Annotated in this window: 21 protein-coding genes; 16 read left to right on the forward strand and 5 right to left on the reverse strand. The window is 66.3% G+C overall.

What is annotated here, in order from left to right; all coding sequences use genetic code 11:
• From AC5P60_RS02280 to map, 10 genes are all read left to right on the forward strand, one after another.
• Complete coding sequence (locus AC5P60_RS02280) at nucleotides 1–360, forward strand: EamA family transporter (protein WP_038645740.1); 360 nt, start codon at nucleotides 1–3, stop codon at nucleotides 358–360.
• A complete protein-coding gene (locus AC5P60_RS02285) occupies nucleotides 357–755 on the forward strand; it encodes a DMT family transporter (protein WP_005408666.1) in 399 nt (132 codons plus the stop codon). Before AC5P60_RS02280 ends, AC5P60_RS02285 begins: the two co-directional genes overlap by 4 nt.
• A 10-nt stretch (nucleotides 756–765) precedes the next feature.
• Nucleotides 766–1,968: a DegT/DnrJ/EryC1/StrS family aminotransferase gene (locus tag AC5P60_RS02290; RefSeq protein WP_150359581.1), complete on the forward strand. Its 1,203-nt coding sequence runs from the start codon at nucleotides 766–768 to the stop codon at nucleotides 1,966–1,968.
• Nucleotides 1,969–2,142: 174 nt separating this feature from the next.
• On the forward strand, nucleotides 2,143–2,859 hold the full coding sequence (locus AC5P60_RS02295; RefSeq protein WP_005408664.1) for an MtnX-like HAD-IB family phosphatase: 717 nt from the start codon (nucleotides 2,143–2,145) through the stop codon (nucleotides 2,857–2,859).
• A 63-nt stretch (nucleotides 2,860–2,922) separates the two neighbouring features.
• Nucleotides 2,923–4,323, forward strand: a complete 1,401-nt coding sequence (locus AC5P60_RS02300) for an aspartate aminotransferase family protein (protein WP_483692919.1) — start codon at nucleotides 2,923–2,925, stop codon at nucleotides 4,321–4,323.
• A 29-nt stretch (nucleotides 4,324–4,352) separates the two neighbouring features.
• Nucleotides 4,353–5,417, forward strand: a complete 1,065-nt coding sequence (locus AC5P60_RS02305) for a GNAT family N-acetyltransferase (RefSeq protein ID WP_483692921.1) — start codon at nucleotides 4,353–4,355, stop codon at nucleotides 5,415–5,417.
• A 3-nt stretch (nucleotides 5,418–5,420) separates the two neighbouring features.
• Nucleotides 5,421–6,305, forward strand: a complete 885-nt coding sequence (locus tag AC5P60_RS02310) for an arginase family protein (protein ID WP_049404767.1) — start codon at nucleotides 5,421–5,423, stop codon at nucleotides 6,303–6,305.
• A 176-nt stretch (nucleotides 6,306–6,481) separates the two neighbouring features.
• Nucleotides 6,482–6,841, forward strand: a complete 360-nt coding sequence (locus tag AC5P60_RS02315) for a bleomycin resistance protein (RefSeq protein WP_024958234.1) — start codon at nucleotides 6,482–6,484, stop codon at nucleotides 6,839–6,841.
• 67 nt (nucleotides 6,842–6,908) lie between these two features.
• Entirely contained in the window at nucleotides 6,909–7,121 is a 213-nt protein-coding gene (locus tag AC5P60_RS02320) for a ParD-like family protein (RefSeq protein WP_005412680.1), read from the forward strand.
• 10 nt (nucleotides 7,122–7,131) lie between these two features.
• Entirely contained in the window at nucleotides 7,132–7,914 is a 783-nt protein-coding gene (gene map / locus AC5P60_RS02325) for a type I methionyl aminopeptidase (protein ID WP_181453457.1), read from the forward strand.
• On the opposite strand, the gene AC5P60_RS02330 is transcribed toward map, so the two are convergent.
• Nucleotides 7,911–8,525: a LysE/ArgO family amino acid transporter gene (locus tag AC5P60_RS02330; protein WP_033834501.1), complete on the reverse strand. Its 615-nt coding sequence runs from the start codon at nucleotides 8,523–8,525 to the stop codon at nucleotides 7,911–7,913. The two genes, map and AC5P60_RS02330, sit on opposite strands and share 4 nt — an antisense overlap.
• A 106-nt stretch (nucleotides 8,526–8,631) precedes the next feature.
• Here AC5P60_RS02330 and AC5P60_RS02335 point away from each other — a divergent pair, with 106 nt between their 5' ends.
• The 5 genes from AC5P60_RS02335 (at nucleotide 8,632) to AC5P60_RS02355 (ending at nucleotide 14,309) form a co-directional block, all read left to right on the forward strand.
• On the forward strand, nucleotides 8,632–9,528 hold the full coding sequence (locus tag AC5P60_RS02335) for a LysR family transcriptional regulator ArgP (protein WP_012479551.1): 897 nt from the start codon (nucleotides 8,632–8,634) through the stop codon (nucleotides 9,526–9,528).
• 78 nt (nucleotides 9,529–9,606) lie between these two features.
• Nucleotides 9,607–11,007: a TolC family protein gene (locus tag AC5P60_RS02340; RefSeq protein WP_049404762.1), complete on the forward strand. Its 1,401-nt coding sequence runs from the start codon at nucleotides 9,607–9,609 to the stop codon at nucleotides 11,005–11,007.
• Complete coding sequence (locus AC5P60_RS02345) at nucleotides 11,000–12,013, forward strand: HlyD family secretion protein (RefSeq protein ID WP_033834499.1); 1,014 nt, start codon at nucleotides 11,000–11,002, stop codon at nucleotides 12,011–12,013. The genes AC5P60_RS02340 and AC5P60_RS02345 overlap by 8 nt, the downstream gene beginning before the upstream one ends.
• Entirely contained in the window at nucleotides 11,998–13,185 is a 1,188-nt protein-coding gene (locus AC5P60_RS02350) for an ABC transporter permease (RefSeq protein WP_033834498.1), read from the forward strand. The genes AC5P60_RS02345 and AC5P60_RS02350 overlap by 16 nt, the downstream gene beginning before the upstream one ends.
• Nucleotides 13,182–14,309 carry an ABC transporter permease gene (locus AC5P60_RS02355; RefSeq protein ID WP_033834497.1) on the forward strand — a complete coding sequence of 376 codons (1,128 nt, stop codon included), beginning with the start codon at nucleotides 13,182–13,184 and terminating at the stop codon, nucleotides 14,307–14,309. Before AC5P60_RS02350 ends, AC5P60_RS02355 begins: the two co-directional genes overlap by 4 nt.
• Before the next feature lie 128 nt (nucleotides 14,310–14,437).
• On the opposite strand, the gene AC5P60_RS02360 is transcribed toward AC5P60_RS02355, so the two are convergent.
• Together AC5P60_RS02360 and AC5P60_RS02365 are read right to left on the reverse strand one after the other, a co-directional pair.
• On the reverse strand, nucleotides 14,438–14,806 hold the full coding sequence (locus AC5P60_RS02360; protein WP_032965667.1) for a glycine zipper 2TM domain-containing protein: 369 nt from the start codon (nucleotides 14,804–14,806) through the stop codon (nucleotides 14,438–14,440).
• Nucleotides 14,807–14,971: 165 nt separating this feature from the next.
• Nucleotides 14,972–17,194 (reverse strand): methyl-accepting chemotaxis protein, encoded by a 2,223-nt coding sequence (locus AC5P60_RS02365; protein WP_483692922.1) that lies wholly within the window; start codon nucleotides 17,192–17,194, stop codon nucleotides 14,972–14,974.
• A 280-nt stretch (nucleotides 17,195–17,474) separates the two neighbouring features.
• On the opposite strand from AC5P60_RS02365, the gene AC5P60_RS02370 reads away from it, so the two are divergent.
• Nucleotides 17,475–17,834 (forward strand): barstar family protein, encoded by a 360-nt coding sequence (locus AC5P60_RS02370; protein ID WP_033834496.1) that lies wholly within the window; start codon nucleotides 17,475–17,477, stop codon nucleotides 17,832–17,834.
• Between the two features lie 29 nt (nucleotides 17,835–17,863).
• Here the strand turns inward: AC5P60_RS02370 and AC5P60_RS02375 are convergent, their stop codons facing one another.
• Both AC5P60_RS02375 and AC5P60_RS02380 read right to left on the reverse strand, forming a co-directional pair.
• On the reverse strand, nucleotides 17,864–18,856 hold the full coding sequence (locus tag AC5P60_RS02375; RefSeq protein WP_049404756.1) for a glycosyltransferase: 993 nt from the start codon (nucleotides 18,854–18,856) through the stop codon (nucleotides 17,864–17,866).
• Entirely contained in the window at nucleotides 18,856–20,133 is a 1,278-nt protein-coding gene (locus AC5P60_RS02380) for an O-antigen ligase family protein (protein WP_483692924.1), read from the reverse strand. The genes AC5P60_RS02375 and AC5P60_RS02380 overlap by 1 nt, the downstream gene beginning before the upstream one ends.
• Between the last annotated feature and the right edge of the window lie 238 nt (nucleotides 20,134–20,371).

Below are 20,371 nucleotides of genomic sequence, written 5' to 3' on the forward strand. Positions count from 1 at the left end.
ATGGGGGCACTCGCCACCCTGCTGTGGCTGGCCAATGTGGTACTCGATACCGGTGGCCAGCTCGCCTTCAAGGCCGCCGCCAGCGATCCGCAGGAAGGCGAAGGACTGCAACGCTGGAAACACATGCTCAGCCGCCCTTGGCTGTGGATCGGCATCGCCTGCTACGTGCTCGAGTTCGTGGCCTGGATTGCGTTCCTGTCGCTGGTGCCGCTGTCCAAGGGCGTGCTGCTGGGCTCGATCAACATCGTTGCGTTGATGATCGCCGGTCGTTTCCTGTTCCGCGAGAAGCTCACGCCGCTGCGGGTGACTGGCATGCTGCTGGTCACCGCAGGCGTGGCGATGGTGGGGGCCGGCTCATGAGGCGCCTGTATGTGATCGGTTTCCCGCTGCTGATGGCCTTCGACACGCTGGCCCAGCTGTGCTTCAAGTACGCCGGTGACGCCGCGCTGCCGGTCGAGGCCAACACCGCCTGGCTGCTGCGCGTGCTGTCGCAGCCGTGGGTGTATGGCGCCATCCTCGGCTACGTGGGCGCGTTCTTCACCTGGATGAGCCTGCTGCGCCATGCGCCGATCGGCCCGGCGTTCGCTGCCTCGCACCTGGAAGTGATCAGCGTGCTGCTGCTGTCGGCGTGGCTGTTGAACGAGCCACTGACCCTGCACCATCTGCTCGGTGCGGTACTGATCGTGGCCGGCATCGTCTGCCTCGGCCGCGCTGAAGCGGACGACCCGCACAGTCCCGCCGAAAGCGCGTCGTGAGCGGGCTGCGATGAGCCTGTTCGCGCGCGAACTGCCACCTACCGCTGGCCTGCCGATTCAGGCCAGCGATTTCCTGCCCGGAGGTGGCGACCTGCGCGAAGTCCTGGCCAGCCAGCTCGGCACACCGCCACTGCAGCTGACCTGTTCCGGCACGCATGCACTGCTGATCGCGCTGCGTACGCTGCGCAAGCGCGCGCCAAGGCGCGACACCGTGATCATGCCGGCCTATACCTGCCCGCTGGTGCCGATCGCGGTGCACAGCCTGGGCCTGCGCGTGCAACTGTGCGATACCCGTCGTGGCCACTTCGACTTTGATCCCGGCCAGCTCAGGCGTCTGGCCGATGCGCGCACGCTGGCGATCCTGCCGACCCACCTGGGCGGGCGCATCGCCGATGTCGAACTGGCCTGCGAAGTCGCCCGCAACGCCGGCGCCTGGGTGATCGAGGACGCCGCACAGGCACTCGGCGCACGGGTCGGCAACAGCAGTGTCGGCCTGCGTGGCGATATCGGATTCTTCAGCCTGGCTGCTGGCAAGGGCCTGAGCCTGCATGAAGGCGGCCTGCTGGTCAGCCGTGACGACGAACTGCGTGCCGCGCTGGCCGGACATGCCGTCCAGCACGTTCGCTCCAGCCTGCGCTGGGAGCTGCTGCGCAGCGTGCAGTTGATCGGCCTTGCTGCCTGCTATCGCCCTTCGCTGCTGTCGCTGGTGTATGGCAATCCATTGCGCAGTGCGCTTCAACGCGACGATCTGGAAGAAGCGGTCGGTGACATTTTCCCGCTTGACATACCGCAGCACCGGGTCAGCCACTGGCGGCAGAACATCGGTGCACATGCCGCGCGGCGCCTGCCTGCCTTCCTGCAGGCCGGTCGCCTGCGCGCATTGCAGCTGCGCGTGCAGCTGGCACAGCTGCCAGCCGTTGAGGTGGTCGATGGGCTGGCCGGTACCGGCGGCACCTGGCCACTGCTGATGCTGCTGCTGCCCAGCCAGCGCGCCCGCGATGCCGTGCTGAAAGACCTGTGGCCACGTGGTCTCGGCGCCAGCCGCATGTTCATCCATGCCCTGCCCGGCTACGCGTACCTGCGCGGCATCGTGCCGCAGGACGACATGCCCAATGCACGCGACTTCGCCGCACGCATGCTGACCCTTGGCAACAGCGCCTGGCAGACCCGCGAAGAGACTGCCGAAATACTGCAGGTCCTGGCCCGCGCCTGACCCGAACGTGCACGCGTGGCCTGCCCTCCGCGCATTCATCCGTGCACCTTCCTGAACGTTTTCCCAGTCTGTCAGAAGAGCCTTTCAACAGGAAAGGAACGAGAAAGGCGGCCTGCCTACATTGAGCCTGCCCCGGCATCGGGCCGGGCGTTTCTTTCATCGACGGACCTGCCCATGCACTGGAGCATCCTGTGTGACTTCGACGGCACCATCAGCCTCGAAGATGTCATCGACTCGCTGCTGGAAAAGTACGGCCAGCCGGGCTGGCAGGAACTGGAAGACCAGTGGAAAGCGGGAAAGATCGGCTCGCGTGAATGCATGCAGGGCCAGGTGCGGCTGCTGAAACTGGACCCGGCCACGCTCGACGCCCATCTGGACCAGGTACAGATCGATCCGGGCTTCGCCGCCTTTGTCAGCCGTGCCGAACAGCTGGGCCTGCCGCTGCGCATCGTTAGTGACGGCCTGGACTATGCGATCCACCGCATCCTGGCCAACCACGGCCTGTCGCAGCTGCCGGTGGTGGCCAACCACCTGCGCTGGTGCGAAGACCATTGGGAACTGGAGTCGCCCTACCAGGCCGAAGGCTGCCGCAGTGGCACCTGCAAGTGCACCTGCGCCGCGCAGGCGCGCGCCAACGAAGCACCGCGCGTGCTGATGATCGGTGACGGCAGCTCGGATTTCTGCGTGTCCGAAGACGCCGACTTCGTGTTCGCCAAGCGCCGCCTGATTACCCATTGCACGAATGCCGGCATCGAGCATGCCGCCATCGACACCTTCCACGATGCAGTCGCACTGTTGCCGCGCCTGCTCGATGGCAGCCTGCTGCAGCCACGTCGCATCGACGCCCGCCCGCAGCCCGCCGCACTGCCCCCGCTGCTGGCCACCGCCTGAGCACTCCCTCCAAGCACGCTCCCCCGTCGCCCCTTTCGAACGTCCTTCACGGAACCGAACTGCATGAACATTTTTGACAAGAACGCCGACGCCGCTGCCTCCGACGCGCAGCTGCTGGCCGACGAAGCCCGCTACAGCTCCTTCGGCGATACCGTCCACTACGTCGACCCGCCGAAGATCTTCCAGCGCGGCGAAGGCAGCTACATGTTCGACGGTGCGGGCGTGCCCTACCTCGATCTGCAGATGTGGTACTCGGCCTGCAACTTCGGCTACAGCAACAAGCGCCTGAATGACGCGCTGAAGGACCAGATCGACACCCTGCCGCAGGTCGCCAGCCAATACCTGCATCCGACCCGCGTGCAGCTGGCCAAGACCATTGCCGTGGACATGCACGAAAAGTTCGGCCTCGACGGTCGCGTGCATTTCAATGTCGGTGGCGCGCAGGCCATTGAAGACTCGTTGAAGATCGTGCGCAACGCGCGCGGCGGCAAGAGCCTGATGTTCGCCTTCGAAGGCGGCTACCACGGCCGCACCCTGGGTGCCTCGTCGATCACCTCCAGCTACCGCTACCGCCGCCGCTACGGCCACTTCGGCGAGCGCGCGATGTTCATCCCGTTCCCGTACCCCTTCCGTCGCCCGAAGGGCATGACCCCGGACGAGTATTCCGACCACTGCGTGTGGCAGTTCGAGCGCCTGTTCGAAAGCGAGTACAACGGCGTGTGGGATCCCAAGGTCGGCCAGGCCGAGTACGCCGCGTTCTACGTCGAGCCGATCCAGGGCACCGGCGGCTACGTCATTCCGCCGCGCAACTTCTTCACCGGCCTCAAGCGCGTGTTGGACAAGTACGGCATCCTGATGGTGGTCGATGAAATCCAGATGGGCTTCTGGCGTACCGGCAAGCTGTGGTCGATCGAGCATTTCGGCGTGACCCCGGACGTGCTGGTGTTCGGCAAGGCGCTGACCAACGGCCTGAACCCGCTGTCGGGCCTGTGGGCACGGGAAGAGCTGATCAACCCGACCGTGTTCCCGCCGGGTTCCACCCACTCCACCTTCAACTCCAACCCGCTGGGCACCCGCCTGGGCCTGGAAGTGTTGAAGCTGGGCAAGGAAATGGACTACGAGCGCACCGTGCCGGAAAAGGGCGCATACTTCCTCGAAGGCCTGCGTGGCCTGCAGAAGCGCCACCCGGAAATCGGCGACGTCGACGGCCTGGGCCTGGCCCTGCGCGCCGAAATCTGTCAGGCCGACGGCTACACCCCGAACAAGGAACTGCTGGACCGCATGGTCGACATCGGCCTGGCCGGTGACCTCCTGCACGACGGCAAGCGCATGGGCCTCGTGCTCGACGTGGGTGGCTGGTACAAGAACGTGATCACCTTCGCGCCGTCGCTGGACATCAGCTACGAAGAGATCGACCTGGCGATCACCCTGCTCGACCAGGCGCTGACCAAGGCCAAGGGCTGAGGCTGGATGCGCTGCCGGTTCCCGTGCCGATGGAGATGACGTCACGCGCATCCAGCACCGCGCTGGAACCGGCCGCGCTGCTGGAGGGCTTCCTGGCCCACCCGCCGCTCGGATTCGAGGCAGGCCGCCTTCCCAGCGGCCTGCCGACCTTCCGTGCGCCGCTGGACCTGACCACCACGATGGACGACGCGCTGCGCAGCAAGCTGCTCGGCCTGCCGCTGTCGCGCCTGTGGCGGCCTTGGATCACCTGGAAGACCCGCTTCGTCGGTGCCACCAGCACCGAGTACACCCCGCTGCCGGCGCACGTGGCGCCGGAGGCGCTGGCCGAGGACGTGACGCGTCACGCGATCGGCGATACCCGGCTGCTGGTGGTCAAGGACCTGGCCATCGATTCACCGCTGCTGGACGACGCGGCCAATGCGCACAGCGCGGCGTTCCTGCAGGCCTTGCTGGCGCGCGGCTTCGTTGAACTGGAAGGCATGCCGCTTGCCTGGGTGGCGATCGATTTCGATTCGCTCGATGGCTACCTCGGCCGCCTGTCGCCCTCGCGCCGCAAGAACATCCGGCGCAAGCTCCGTTCGCGTGATGACCTGCAGATCGACTGCATCGCCACAGGTGATCCGGTCCTCGCCGACCCGCAGCTGCAGGCCGAACTGTATGCGCTGTACCTGGGCGTGTATGCGCAGAGCGCGGTGCATTTCGACCAGCTCGACCTGCCCTACTTCCAGCATCTGCTGGCCGACAACCAGGGCCAGGGACGGATGTTCCTGTATCGCCACCAAGGGCAGCTGATCGGCTGGAACCTGTGCTACATCCACACCGGAAAGCTGGTGGACAAGTACATCGGGCTGGCCTATCCGCAGTCGCGCGAGCACAACCTGTACGCGGTCAGCTGGATGCACAACCTTGAGTACGCGCTGCAGCACGGCCTGAGCCACTATGTGGCCGGCTGGACCGACTCGCGGATCAAAGCCGAGCTGGGCGCCCGCTTCACCTCCACCCGGCACGCGATCCACGCCCGTTCCCCGCTGCTGCGCGCTGCCCTGCGCAAGCTGGCGCCGCATCTGCAGGGCGAACCTGATGGAGGCGGCTGAGCGATGCCGTTGCGTTCTCCGTTGATCCTCGACCTGGACGGTGGCGTGCTGCCGCTGCCCCAGGCGCAGACCCTGGCCCTGCCGCAGTGGCACGACCCTCTGCGCTTCGCCTGCAGCAATGCCACCCTGCACCGTTTCGCCGCCGAAGTGCTGGCGCCGCTGCCCGCGCAGCTCGGCACCGTGATGCTGGGCAGTGGCGACTTCCATCATCTCAGCCTGCCGCTGTTGCGCCGCATGCGCACACAGGCGCCGTTCCAATTGGTAGTGCTGGACAACCATCCGGACAACATGCGTTTTCCGTTCGGCATGCATTGCGGCTCATGGGTGAATGCCGCCAGCAAGCTGCCGCAGATCTCGCACACCCATGTGCTCGGCATCACCTCCAGCGACATCGGCCTCGGCCATGCCTGGGAGAACCACTGGCGCCCGCTGCTGGGCGGTCGCTTGACGTACTGGTGCATGGACGTGGATGTCAGCTGGGGCCATCGCCTCGGCATGGGCCACGCGTTCCGCCGCTTCGAGCACCCCGAAGCGCTGGTGGCCGCGTTCGCTGCCGAACAGGCCAAGTCGCCGCAGCCGGCCTACCTGTCGATCGACAAGGACGTGTTCGCCGAGGACGTCGCGCGCAGCAACTGGGACCAGGGCCGATTCCAGCTGGAAGACGCACTGGTGGTGATCGAGGCGCTGCGTGCCGGCGGCCTGGTCGGCAGTGACATCACCGGGGAAGTGTCGCTGGCCAACTACCAGAGTCGCTTCAAGCGCTGGTTGTCGTCGCTGGATGGCCAACCGGACATCAGCGCCGAAGATCTTCCTGCCTGGCAGGCGCGTCACCAGCAGGTGAACCGCGAACTGCTGGCGGCAATCGCCGCCGTACCAACGGCCTGCTGATCGCGCCGGTCGTGCCAGCCGCTGGCCGGCATGGCTTCGGTAGTGCCAGCCGTTGGCCGGCATGGCTTCGGTAGTGCCGGCCGCTGGCCGGCAATGCCAACCAAGGTTGGCATCTACCGGACCAATGCCGGCCAGCGGCCGGCACTACACTGGACTCCCGTCCCGGAGCCCTCGTCATGCCCCAGACCGTCATTCCGCAGCTGCGCATGCGCCACGCCGACACCACCCTGCCGTTCTACGTGCAGGGGCTGGGCTTCGTGGTCGACTGGGAACACCGCTTCGAACCCGGCTTCCCGCTGTTCGCCCAGCTCACCCGCGACGGCCAGACGATCTTCCTTACCGAACACAGCGGCGACTGCGAGGTCGGCGGCGCGGTGTACTTCATCGTTGACGACGTCGACAGCCTGCACCGCGCCTTCGGTGCCGCCAACGTCCCAATCGAGCAGCCCCCGCATGACACCGAATGGGGCAGCCGGGAAATGCTGCTGCGCGACCCGGATGGCAACCGGCTGCGCTTCGCCACCCACACCGACTGAATGACGTTGGCTTGAGATGGATATACGAAACATATACGCTTCGTATATTCATACTTCGAGGCCATCCATGGGCATCGTCAACATCGATGACACCCTGCACGACCAGCTGCGCCGTGCCTGCACCGTCTCCAGCCGCTCGATCAATGCCCAGGCCAACTTCTGGATCCGGGTCGGCATGCTCTGCGAGCTGAACCCCACGCTGAGCTTCCAGGACATCGTCGCCAGCGAGCTGCGCGCGGCCGGTGTGCAGCCGCCGCTGCTGCCCCCGGGCCAGGTCTGAGCCGATGGGCATCATCAAGCGCCCCGACGAGATCGCGCTGATGGCCGAATCGGGTCGCCTGCTGGCGCAGGTGTTCGCCGCACTCGACCAGCTGCCGCTGCAGGGCCGCAGCACGATGGAGGTCAACGATTTCGTCGAACGCATGATCGTCGATGAACTGCAGGCGCGGCCGGCCAGCAAGGGCCAGTACGGCTTTCCCTACGTGCTCAATACCTCGATCGACAACGTGATCTGCCACGGCGTTCCCAGCACCACCGACGTGCTGCGCAACGGCCAGATCGTCAACCTCGACATCACCCTGGAGAAGAACGGCTACATCGCCGACTCCAGCACCACCTACCTGGTCGGTGAGGTCGACTACGCCGCGCGCAGGCTGGTGCAGGCCGCCTACCAGGCGATGTGGAAAGGCATCGCCGCGGTGCGCCCGGGCGCACGCCTGGGTGACATCGGCCACGCCATCGCCCGCCACGCGCGCAGCCACGGCTACAGCGTGGTGAAGGAATACTGCGGCCACGGCATCGGCCAGGAAATGCACGAGGAACCGCAGATCCTGCACTACGGCCACCCCAACACCGGCATGGTGCTGGAAGAAGGCATGGTGTTCACCATCGAGCCGATGCTCAACCAGGGCAAGCCGGCCATCCGCCAGCAGCCGGACGAATGGCCTGTCTACACCCGCGACGGCAAGCTGTCGGCGCAGTTCGAACACACCGTGGCGGTCACCGGCAGCGGCGTGCGCGTGCTGACCCTGCGCCCGGGCGAAACACCGTTGTGCGCGGTGGATGCCGCCTAGAGCGGGCGCAACAGCAACAGCATGGCAAGGCAGAGCATGAACATCGCCACGCCTGCATCCAGCACCCGCCACGCAGACGGCCTGCGGAATACCGGCTGCAGCAGCCGCGCGCCATAGCCCAGTGCACAGAACCAGATCACGCTGGCTGCGCAGGCGCCGGCTGCAAACGCCCAGCGCAGATCGCCCGGGTAGCGCGTGGACAGGCTGCCCAGCAGCACCACCGTATCCAGGTAAACGTGCGGATTGAGCAGAGTGAAGGCCAGACAGGTCAGCAGCACCTGCCGTCGATCGCCACCGTCCACGTCACCCGCCGCCAGTGCACTGCCACCGCGCCACGCACGCATCCCGGCCTGCAGGCCATACCAGAGCAGGAAGACCGCACCACCGATGCGCAGCACCTGCAGCAGCAACGGCCACTGCAGCACCAGCGCGCCCATGCCGCCCACGCCGGCCAGGATCAACGCGATATCCGCGCCGGCGCAGGCCAGCACCACCCTGCCCACATGACGTTGTTGCAGGCCCTGGCGCAGCACGAAGGCATTCTGTGCGCCGATGGCGATGATCAGGCCGGCGCCCGCGAAGAGGCCGGCGACGGTAGCGGCAATCCACATCGGGACAGGCCAGGCAGCGAGGGGACGCGCAGGGTGCGGCCAACAGCCTTGTTTAGACAAACTGATTTTTCTTTATCCTGTGCAGGAAAACTGAAGAGGCACCGGCATGGACCTGGTACACCCGCAACTGGCCGCGTTTGCCGCGGTGCTGGAGGAAGGCAGCTTCGAGGCTGCGGCACGCCGCCTGTCGATCAGCCCATCAGCACTGTCGCAGCGGATCAAGGCTCTGGAAGACCGGCTCGGGCAGGTGCTGGTGGTGCGCCAGGCGCCATGCCGCCCCACCGCCGCCGGTGAGGCGCTGCTGCGCCGGGTGCGACCGATGCAGGCGCTGGAGGCCGAGGCATTGGCCGAGCTGCTACCCGAGCGTGGCAGCAGCGACGCTGCGCGCACCCCGATCCCGCTGGCGGTCAATGATGATTCGCTCGATACGTGGTTCGTGCCGGCCATCGCCGACCTGCACCAGCGCCATGGTTACCTGTTCGACCTGCGCATGGACGACCAGGACCACACCCTGCGGTTGCTGCGCGACGGCAGCGTGCTGGGTGCGGTCACCGCCGAAAGCCAGCCGGTGAAGGGCTGCAACGTGCACCCGCTCGGCGCCATGCGCTACCAAGCGATTGCTTCGCCCGGCTTCGCCCGCCAGTACTTCAGCGATGGCATGGACGCCACGGCACTGGCACGCGCGCCGATGCTGGTGTTCAACCGCAAAGATGAACTGCAGTGGCGCTTCGTGCGTCGCCTGACCCGCGCGCGGCTGCAGCCGCCGCTACACTACCTGCCCTCCTCCACCGGTTTCGTCGAAGCCGCCGCGTGCGGACTCGGCTGGGGCCTGGCCCCGGAAACCCTGGCCGCGCCCGCTGTGCGCGCCGGCCGCGTGGTGGTACTGGAACCCCGCCGCTGGCTCGATGTGCCGTTGTACTGGCAGCATGCCGCCGTGCGCTCAAGCACGCTGCAGCACATCACCCAGGCGCTGCGTACTGCGGCCAGCGGCACCCTTCGTTGAGGAAAGACCGATGACCGCAGACCCGGGCTTCACACCATGCGCACTACCGTTTGCGCACTTCTTTACCACTGGGACGGCATGGGCGTGATCGGCCGACGTACAAGGATGCACAGCGCGAAAGTCGCGTTGACCCTGGCAGCCTGCCTGCCGCTTGCGGCGGCAGCGCAGAGCAGTGCCGATGCACCCGCACTGGACTGGGAACAGGCGCGGCAACGCCTGGAGCAGGTCTCCGATGCGCTGGCCGCTGCCGATGCAGCCGTTCGCAACAAGCAGGACCTGCAGGACGCCACCCGGCTGCTGCGCCTGCCGGAGATCACCGGCGAAGTGCGCCGCCTGCAGTTCCAGAAGACGCTCACTCTGCCGCTGGGCTCACTGGCGCCGGTGGCTGAAGCCTTCGGCATCGATTCGCCGCTGTCGTTCACCGAGCGCGACTGGCGCACCCGTCCAGTGGTCACCGCGGTGCTGCCGCTGTACACCGGCGGCGTGATTCCGGCCGCGCAGCGTGCGGCCAGTGCCGCCCACGAACAGGCCAGCGCCGAGCGCGAAGCACAACGTCAATCGCTGATCGTGCAGCTGGCCCAGGCCTACTTCGGGCAGCGCCTGGCCGAGCAGGCGGTGGACGTGCGCCGTGACGTGCGCGATGGCCTCAACCGCCACCTGTCCGATGCAGAGAAGCTGGAACGCGAGGGTTTCGCCACCCGCGCGCAGCGCCTTCAGGCCACCGTGGCCCGCGACAAGGCCGAGCGCGAATACCAGAAGACAGTGAACGACCTGGCCACGCTGAAGGCCGCGCTGGCAACGCTGCTGCGCAGTGGGGGCGAGGTGCAGCCGGTTTCGCCGCTGTTCGTGCAGCGCGTGCCGCTGGAACCGGTAGCCAGCTTCGAGCGTACTGCGCAGGCGCGCCAGCCGCAGATCGCACGCCTGCGGGCCATGGTGGCGCAGGCCGAACAGGGCGTGCGCGTGCAGCAGGCCAAGCTGAAACCGCAGATCTTTGCCTTCGGCCAGTACGACTTCCGCCGCCGCGACGAAATGCTGACCGATCCGGACTGGGCGTTCGGTATCGGCCTGAAGTACACCTTCCTGTCGCCGAACTCGCGGCCGGCACAGATCAGCGCCGCGCGCGCGCAGCTGGACCAGGCCGAAGCGGGCCTGCGCGAGGCCGAGAACCAGGTCGCGCTGGGCGTGCGCAAGGCCTGGAACGAACTGGAGACCGCGCGCCAGCAGTACGTGCTGCTCGACAGCAGCATCACCCAGGCACAGGAAAACCTGCGCCTGCAGGAGCTGGCGTTCCGCGAGGGCCAGGCCACCTCGCTGGATGTGATCGACGCGCGGCTCGGCCTGGGCGGTGCCCGTGTAGAGCGCGCACAGGCCGCCTACCAATACGATATTGCGCTGGCGCAGTTGCTGGAGGTCAGTGGACAGATGGACCGTTTTGAAGAATTCCGGCGCCGTGCGGACGAGGTGATCGACCATGAGTGATGTGCTGCACGACGATGCGACAACACCCCCGGCCAAGCGCCGCCTGGGCCCGATCCTGGTAGTGGTGCTGCTGGTCGCGGTGGTGCTCGGCCTGTGGCTGGCCTGGCGCAGCCCGGCCGACCAGATCCAGGGCATGGCCGACGCGGACACCATCAACGTGGCCGCCAAGATCACCGCGCGCGTGGCGGAGTTGAAGGTGCGCGAGGGCGACCGCGTGCAGCCCGGGCAGGTGCTGTTCCTGCTCGACAGCCCCGAAGTGGCCGCCAAGGAACAGCAGGCCCACGGCGCGTTGGCCGCCGCACAGGCGGTGGCCGACAAGGCCGACGAAGGCGCGCGCAGCGAAGACATCCGCGCCGCCGAAGCGAACTGGAAGCGCGCCGAAGCCGGTGCAACGCTGGCCGAAGCCACCTACCAGCGCGTGCAGAACCTGTTCAACGAAGGGGTGATGACCCGGCAGAAGCGCGATGAAGCGCATGCCCAGGCCACCAGTTCGCGCGAACTGGCCCGTGCCGCGCGCGCGCAGTACGACATGGCGTTGGCCGGCGCACGCGAGCAGGACAAGCGTGCCGCTCAGGGCCAGGTGCAGCAGGCGCAGGGCGCGGTGGCCGAAGTCAACGCCGCCCGTGCCGAAGTCGAAGGACGCGCGCCTGTGGCGGGCGAGATCAACAAGCGCATGGCCGACCCGGGCGAACTGGTGCCGGCCGGCTACCCGGTATTCACCCTGGTCGACATCGATCGCATGTGGGTGGCGATGAACCTGCGCGAATCACAGATGCAGGGCCTGAAGATCGGCAGCAAGCTGCAGGGCAACGTGCCGGCACTCGGCCTGGACGGCGAGTTCGAGGTCTACTTCATCAACCCTGCCGGCGACTATGCGACCTGGCGTACCACCCGCCAGTCGTCCGGCTACGACGTCCGCAGTTTCGAGGTGCGGGTGCGCCCGGTACGCCGCATCGAGGGCTTCCGCCCCGGCATGAGCGTGCTGTTTGCATGGCCCCAGCACTGAGCCCGGACCGCAACGGCTTCGCTGCTTCGTGGCGGCGCGAGCTGCAGTCGCTGCGCGGCAACCGTGCCGACCTGCTGCTGGTCACCGTGCTGCCCCTGCTGATGCTGGCGGTGATGGCGTGGATGTTCTCGCCGTCGGTGATGCGCGACATCCCCATTGCCGTGGTCGACCTCGACCACAGCAGTGACAGCCGCCTGCTGCTGCGCATGCTCGATGCCAGCCCCGGCGTACGCATCGCCAGCCAGCCGGCGGACCTGGAGGACGCGCGTTCGCAGCTGCGCAGGCTGGACGTGTTTGCCATCGTACTGGTGCCGCGCGATGTCACCCGGCAGGCGCTGCGTGGACGCCAGGGCACGGTGTTCGCCTATTACAACGCCACCTACATGACCACCGGCCAATCTGCGTCGCGCGATATCGGCGACGCAGTCTCGGCCTGGAACGCACGCCTGCTGCGCGAACGCATCGGCCTGCAGGTCGGCCCCGGCAAGCTGCGTGCGGCACCGATCGCGGTGCAGTCGGACATCCTGTACAACCCTGCGCGCAGCTACGAGTTGTTCCTGCTACCGCTGATCTTCCCAGCCGTGCTGTCGCTGGTACTGGCACTTGCGGTGGCCGGCAGCCTCGGCCGCGAGATCCGCGACGGCACCCTGCCCGCCTGGCTGGGTCGAACGCCGTGGTCGGCGATTGCCGGCAAGGTCGCGCCGTACATCCTGCTGTTTTCGCTGTATGGCGCGCTCGGCATCGGTTACCTCGCCTGGCTGCGCGGCGATGGTGTGGCCGGCAGCGTGCTCCTGCTGCTGCTCGCACAGCCACTGTTCTACCTGGCCACGGCCGCCTACGCGTTGTTCTTCGTCGGCGTCACCCGCGACATGGGTACCGCGCTGTCCGCGGTCGGCCTCAGCATCGGCACCGCACTGGCGTTCTCCAGCGCTACCTTCCCAGTGCTGGATGGCCCCCTGTTCACCCGCATCTGGCATCAGCTGCTGCCACTCAGCGCCTACATCAAGCTGCAGACCCAGCAGCAGTTCATCGGTTCGCCGCTGCAGGTTTCGGTGTGGCCGTTGGCCACATTGCTGCTGATGGCGGTGGTGGCAGGAGGCATTGGCGGCCTGCGCCTGATCGCCTTTGCGCGCACGCCGAAAGCCGCGCAGCCTGCGGGAGCTGACGCATGAGCGTGCTCTGGCGCAGCCTGCGGCAGACCCTGATGGCGGTGCTGTGCGACCGCTACGCGATCGTGGTGATGGTCGGTGCGGTGATCCTGTATTCGTTCTTCTATCCAGCCGCCTACCGGCACCAGGTGGCCGGCAACCTGCCGGTGCTGGTGGTGGACGAAGACCATAGCGCGACCAGCCGCGAACTGCTGCGCAAGCTCGATGCGCTCCGCGTCGCACACGTGGTCGGGCAACCGGCGGACATCGACAGTGCGCGTCAGCAGCTGGAAGCCGGCCATGCCGAAGGCATCGTGCTGATCCCGGCCAACCTGGAGCGCGACATCCTGCGCGGCCACCCGGCCAAGCTGGTGCTGCTCGGCAACGGCGCCTACCTGGGCCGTGCCAGCTGGGTGCTGGGCAGCGTGGCCGATGCACTGGGCGCGTTCGGGCGTGACGCCGTGGTCGGCCAGGCCGCCTTCATGGGCGCGCCACAGGCGCCGCCGGTCACCCTGGTGCAGCGCCCGCTGTACAACACCCAGGAAGGCTATGGCAGCGCCATCGTGCCCGGTGTGGCTGAGCTGATCGTACACCAGACCCTGCTGATGGGCATCGGCGTGCTGCTCGGTGGTCGTCGTCTTGCACTCGGCCGGCGCCTGCGCTTCGACCTCCCGACCCTGGCCGGCATGGCGATGGGCTTCGGCCTGATCGGCCTGTTCGGCCTGTTCTGGTACGCCGGGTTCACCGCCTGGGTGCAGGACTATCCGCGCGGCGGGAACCCACTGGGCCAGCTGCTGGGCGGCACCCTGTTCATCGCCGCTACCGTGGTTTTCGGTCTGTTCGTCGGCAGCTTCTTCCGCACCCGCGAACGCGCCTTCCAGTACATCATCGCCACCTCGATCCCTCTGTTCTTCCTGGCCAACCTGTCGTGGCCGGCAGTGATGACGCCGCAACCGCTGGTCTGGCTGGCGCAGCTGCTGCCTACCACCTCCGGCATCAACCTGATGGTGCGGCTGAACCAGATGGACGCCAGCCTGGCCGACGTCAGCCACGAACTGATCACCCTCACCGTCCTGCTGCTGCTCTACGGCAGCCTCGCCACCTGGCGCCTCCTCGCAAAAAAGGGGACGGAGGGGATTAAGTCGTAAACGGCAAGGTTGGGGGATTGCGACTTAATTCCCTCCGTCCCCTTTTTTCTGCAACGAAGAACGCCGGCGTGGGGCCGGCGTTCGGGTACTGCGGTGTGGAAGGGGAAACGGGGGCCTTCGGCGATCGATCAGCGGTAGACGCGTTCGCAGCGACGTTCAACCACGCGGTCACCGTTCTTCTGCTGCTGGTTGCCTTGGATCTGGCGGCCGGCCGCACCACCGGCCACAGCGCCGGCCACCGTTGCAAGCTTCTTGCCGTTACCGCCGCCCACCTGGTTGCCCAGCAGGCCGCCGATCACTGCGCCGGTAGCGGTACCCGTGATGCGGTTCGGATCGCGCGAGTTGCGCTGCACTTCCACGTTCTTGCAGACCACGCGACTACCGTCGTTGAACTTGCGTCCCTCATCGCGCGGCCCATACGTCTGCGCACCGGCCACCGACGAAGCCGCCAGCAGCGTGCCCAGCACAAGCAATCGGGTCGAGGTCTTCATGGCCATCTCCTGAGTTCCGGTATGGCGCAAGTGTCCTCCTGCGGTTGGCAACCGGAAGTGAAATGCGCGTGTCCGCCGCCTCATCGGCCATCGCGCGTTCAGGAAGAAATCCGAGCCCATCACGATCAGCCAGCGTGATAGGCGCTGTCTTCTTACCGGCATGGCCCTCTGCTAGAACTCTTCCCAACCGCCCGCATTGGCGGCCAGCGTCGGTTCCATCCGCGGCGGCAGCACCGCCGGCCGGCGTACCGGTGCAACCGATGCCGCCACGGCTGCCAGCGCCGGGCGGACCGCTGCGGCGGCGGTCACCGCCCCCGTGCGGAACACCGAAACTGCTTCGGCCAGCAGGTTGGCCTGCTCCTCCATGGAGCGTGCCGCCGCGCTGGCTTCTTCCACCAGCGCCGCATTCTGCTGCGTGGTCTCGTCCATCTGCACCACCGCCTGGTTCACCTGTTCGATACCAGAGCTCTGCTCCTGCGAGGCGGCAGAGATATCTGCCATGATGTCGGTCACGCGCTGCACCGAGGCCACGATCTCGCCCATCGTGGTGCCGGCCTGACGAACCAGCGCCGATCCATCGGCGACCTTGCCGACCGAATCCTCGATCAGGCCCTTGATCTCCTTGGCCGCACCGGCCGAGCGCTGCGCCAGCGTGCGCACCTCACTGGCCACCACCGCAAAGCCCCTCCCCTGCTCGCCGGCACGCGCAGCTTCCACCGCCGCGTTCAAGGCCAGGATGTTGGTCTGGAACGCGATGCCGTCGATGACACTGATGATCTCGGCGATCTTCTTCGACGAGGCTTCGATGGCCGACATGGTGGTGACCACCTGGCCGACCACCTCGCCGCCCTGTGAGGCGACGCCATGCGCACCGATGGCAAGCTGGTTGGCCTGGCGTGCGTGCTCGGCGTTCTGTTTCACGGTGGAGGTCAGTTCCTCCATCGACGCAGCCGTCTCTTCCAGGTTCGCCGCCTGCTGCTCGGTGCGCCGCGACAGATCGGTGTTGCCCGAAGCGATCTCGCCTGCCGCCAGGTTGATGCTGGACGCGCTGGACTGGATACGGCCGACAATCTGCTTGAGCTGATCGACGGTGGCGTTGCAGTCATCACGCATGCGGGCGAACACGCCGTGGAAGTCGCCCTGCATGCGTACAGTGAGGTCACCGCGCGAGATCGCCTGCAGCAGGGTCGACACCTGCACCAGGTTCTCGTCGGTGGTCTGCATCAGGCGATTGAGCCCGGCCACCATGTCGCGGAAATCATAGGCGAAGCGATCTTCATCGCCGCGCAGGCTGAAGTCGCCGGCGGCTGCGGCCGTCGCCAGCCGGCGGATCTCACCGTTGATCGCCGACAGGCTGGTCTTGGTTTCGTCCATGGCCTGGGTGATTGCGGCCTTCTCGCCCGGCAACGGATCCATGTCCACTGACAGATCACCGCGGGCGTAATGCTTCATTACTTCGATCAGCCGGTTCTGCACCTGCACATGCGAGCCGACCAGCGCATTGGTCTCGTGCACCATGCGCCCGTAGTCGCCAGGAAAAGCACTCTCGTCCATGCGATAGCTGAGGCTGCCCGCGTCGTGCTGGCGGGCCAGTTCACCCTGCGCCGCCATCACCGACTGCAACTGCGCCTGCATGCGCTGCATCGACCTGAGCAGCTGCGTCACCTCATCGTTGCCGGACGCGTCGATGCTGTTGTCCAGCCGCCCGTTGGCGATGCCGTCGGCCAGCTTCACCGCACCTTCCAGCGGGCGGGTCAGGCTGCGGGTGATGGCCCACGCGGCCAGCGAGCCCAGTACCAGGCTCAACGCGCCGAACACGATCGACAACGTGCCGGTCCAGGATTCGGTTGAACGGTATTCCTCGCGACTGCGCTCGGTCAGTGTCTCCTGATGCCGCAGCAGGGTCGAGATCGCCTCATTCCATGCGGTGGCCAAGCCGTGCTCGGCGAGCAGTTCCTTGGCCGCGCCGTCGAAATCACCGGCCTTCATGCGCTCGTGCAGATGCTGGGTGGAGGCGTCGGTGGCCTTGCGTGCCGCGTCGATTTTCGCCACCAGGGCATCACCAGTGGCGTCGCGTGGAATCTTGATGTACTTGGCCCAGATACCGTCGTAGGTCTGCGACAGCTCCTGCGCCTTCTGATAATCCTTGTCGAAATCCTCACCGCGCTTGATCACCATCAGCCGGCGATGCATCAGCACCGCGTTGTTGGTATCCAGCATGTCGTTCAACAGCCGCATCTTCACCATGTTGACGTCCACCACTTTCTCGAACTGGGCGGACTTCAGGTGGTTTCCGTACAGCACGAGGCCAACGATGGCCACGATGAACAGCAGCAGCAAACCGAACCCGGCACCCAGCCGGGATCCCACTCGAAGGTTGCGTAAGGCGAGCATCTCAATTCCCTTGATCATGGCCGTATGAAGGGTGACGGCGCAGCGGAGGGAAACTTTACGGGACTTTATATATGGACCGATCCAAATATATGGAACTGTGCAGGCAGTCAGAAAATGCAGCGACCAATAATGGCGCCACATCATTACCGAATGCCACTGACACGCCAGCGCCCGATGAAAATTACACAAATTGACACCATAATCACGCCTACCCCATCCAAGGCGGCCCGGATTATCTGCGCCGGACACAACCGTCGCCCGGGCGGGCTACAGTCTGCAGATGACACGGATCCCACACATCGAAGGCGCGTCCATCAACGACATCATGGCCAACGAAGACTGGCAGCTGGGCGCAAGCCTGGACGCGCTTGATGACCCGCTGCACGGCAGCTACGGCGCGCTCGCCGGTCATGCCGCCACCACGATGGTGTGGCGTGACATCGCCCACGGCCGCGAGGCACTGGGCCGCGAGACCACGCGCGCCTGGCTGCGGTCCAAACTCGATCAGGACGGCAGGTTCAACGGTCCGGTCATCCAGCCTCAGTTGACGGCACTGTCGATTGGCCAGGGACAGGCCTACTTCGAGATCGTCATGGAGATCTTCGGCAGCCATCCGCAGATCACCCTGGTGCCAGGCTGAGCACTCTGCAGCAACCAGCCCCCATCAGCTCAAAGCTTGGCCAGGGCCTCGCCCAGACGGCGTGGGAACGCCACTTCGCTGGCCAAGTGCCATGCGCGTGCATTGGCGCCCAGCCGGGTCCACTCGGCCTCATCCATCGCCAGCGCACGCTCGACGGCCTGTTCCAGCGCCTTCTCATCCACATGCCAGGTTCTGGACAGATGGCAGGGCTCGCCCTCGTGCGCGGCGACCAGGATACCGCGGCTGTCGTCGATCATCTGGTTCATCGGCGCGCCGTCGCAGGTGATCACCACCGCGCCGCAGCTCATCGCTTCCACCAGGTAATGGCCCCAGCCTTCGGTCTGCGACAGGCACAGGTGAAACGCATGTTCGTTCTGCAGGCGCTGCACCTCCTGGTCGGGCAGCCGCTCGCGGACGATCCGCAGGTTCGCGGCCCCGCCCTCATCTTCGTCCGAAGGGCCGCCGCGCAGGATGGTCAGCAAGGGCCACTCAGGGTGCCGCTTCCAGACATTGACGAGTGCAGCCGTCCCCTTCATGCGACTGGTACCGGCCGCATGCAGGAAGCTGCGCGGTCTGCGCGGCACCGCTGGGTCGTAGCGGTCACGGCTGCAGAAACCGACTTCCAGCGCGCGCATGCCCAGTGCGTTGAAGATGCGCGTGGCTTCTTCGGTCTTGGTCAACAACGCATCGAACCGCGGCAGGATCCGCAGGCTGCGTGCGGACACCCATTCCGGATTCGGAATCAACAGATTGACCTCGGCCAGTCCAAAGCTTGCCGGCCGGACATGCTCCAGCGAGATGTTGATGTCGAACCGGGCCGGCGTGCGCCCCAAGCTGAGCCACGAGGCCAGCAGCCTGCGCAGGCGCATCCCGCGCAGTTTCCAGGCACCACCATTGCGCACCGCGTCCAGACGGCTGACCGTCACCGTGTGCCCGAGCTGCTGCAATGAGCGCTCGATCACCTGGATGTCATGGGACAGGCCACGCTGGTTGTCGGCGGCCAGTAGATGGATATGCGCCATCAGGACGGACTCCCTGGCCGATGCAGGTTACGCGCCGGCAAGGCGGTCGCCATCATGAAGCCCAGCACCAGGTAGAAATAGAACGAATGCGGCATCGCCCGGTAGAACACGTTGTCCGTGAACGCCGAAAGCGCATAGACGATGACCACGGCAAGTCCGGCGATGGCGATCGTCGCGGTGATGTCGTCGGCGTGGCCGAGGCGCCGCACGAAATGAATGCCGGGCAGGATGAAGACCAGCAGCATGATCAGCAGCAACGGCACGCCACCGGTCACCGCCGCTTCCAGGTACTCGTTATGCGGGTGGTTGTAGCGGAAGATCGACTCGGATACCTCGCCGCGGGCGATGCCCTCACGTGCATAGGTACCGAACTGGTTCAGGCCCACCCCCGCCACGGGATGCTCGGCGAAGGCGTCGACCGCCACGCCCCACATGGCGATGCGCTCGCGGACCGAGCCGACCTCCTTTTCCTGGTTGAAGCCGGAGATCTCGCCACTGACCTCACCGAAGCGCTGGATCACCTCGTGGTTCAGCACCGAGGTGGCGCCGACCACACCGATGGCCAAGGCACCGACGAAGACCAGTGCCCCCCGCCAGCGCCGGGTTCGCCGGACGTGCACCACAATCACCATCAGCATGGCGGGAATGAACGCCAGGATCGGCCCGCGACTCTGCGCCAGGATCGAACCGTAGACGCCGACGGCGATGGCCACGCCGTGCAGCCAGCGTTCGGCCGGATGCACATTGGGCTGGATCAACCGGATGACCGAGAACAACGCCATGCACAGCGTCACCATGGTGAACTCGATGGCCGTCCATTCGCCGCCACTGAAACCGTGCGCGCGTTCAAGACCCATCACGTGGTGCTGCACGATGCACGACCCGCCGAAGACCAGGGTGGAAACGGCGAAGATCTTCCAGATCAGGCGCCAGTCCAGCGCAGTGGCGAACACAGCAGCGGTACCCAGGTAGAGCAGTGTCTGCGCCGGCAGATCCAGCTCGTTCCAGCGCAGCCCGTGCCAGAGGATGCTGTAGAAGGCATAGGCCAGGCGCAGGAAGCAGACGATCACGATTAACCGGGCGATGCGGTAGCGCAGGCGGACATCGGGCTGGCGGCGAATCAGAACCACGCCGGTGACCAGCAGGGCCAGCAGCAGCACCGCCTTCAACAAGGTGTAGGGTGCGGAGCCGGCAAACGGAACGATGGCGACCAGGATGCTCAGCAGGACGGTACGCCAAGTGTAACGAGGTTCGGCGGCCATGCAGGCTGCAGTCATGCTTGTTCTTTCCATCAACGCCCGCCCGGGGACAAGTCGCCCCGTTTTCCATGGAGGCCGCTTGGCGGAGATCGCCGGGGCTGACACTACCGTGGGACCCTGGGGAAATCAACCAAAGTGCCGGGGCAGGGGCGCAGGCGTTGGCACACGGACAGCCTCCAGGCCCAGCGCGGGTGCCGCGGATCATCGACCGCCCCAGGTCGCTACACTAATGACCTCTCCGGCCATGCCTGCGCGT

The sequence above is a fragment of the Stenotrophomonas sp. YJH_SMC_120 genome, from assembly GCF_059368675.1.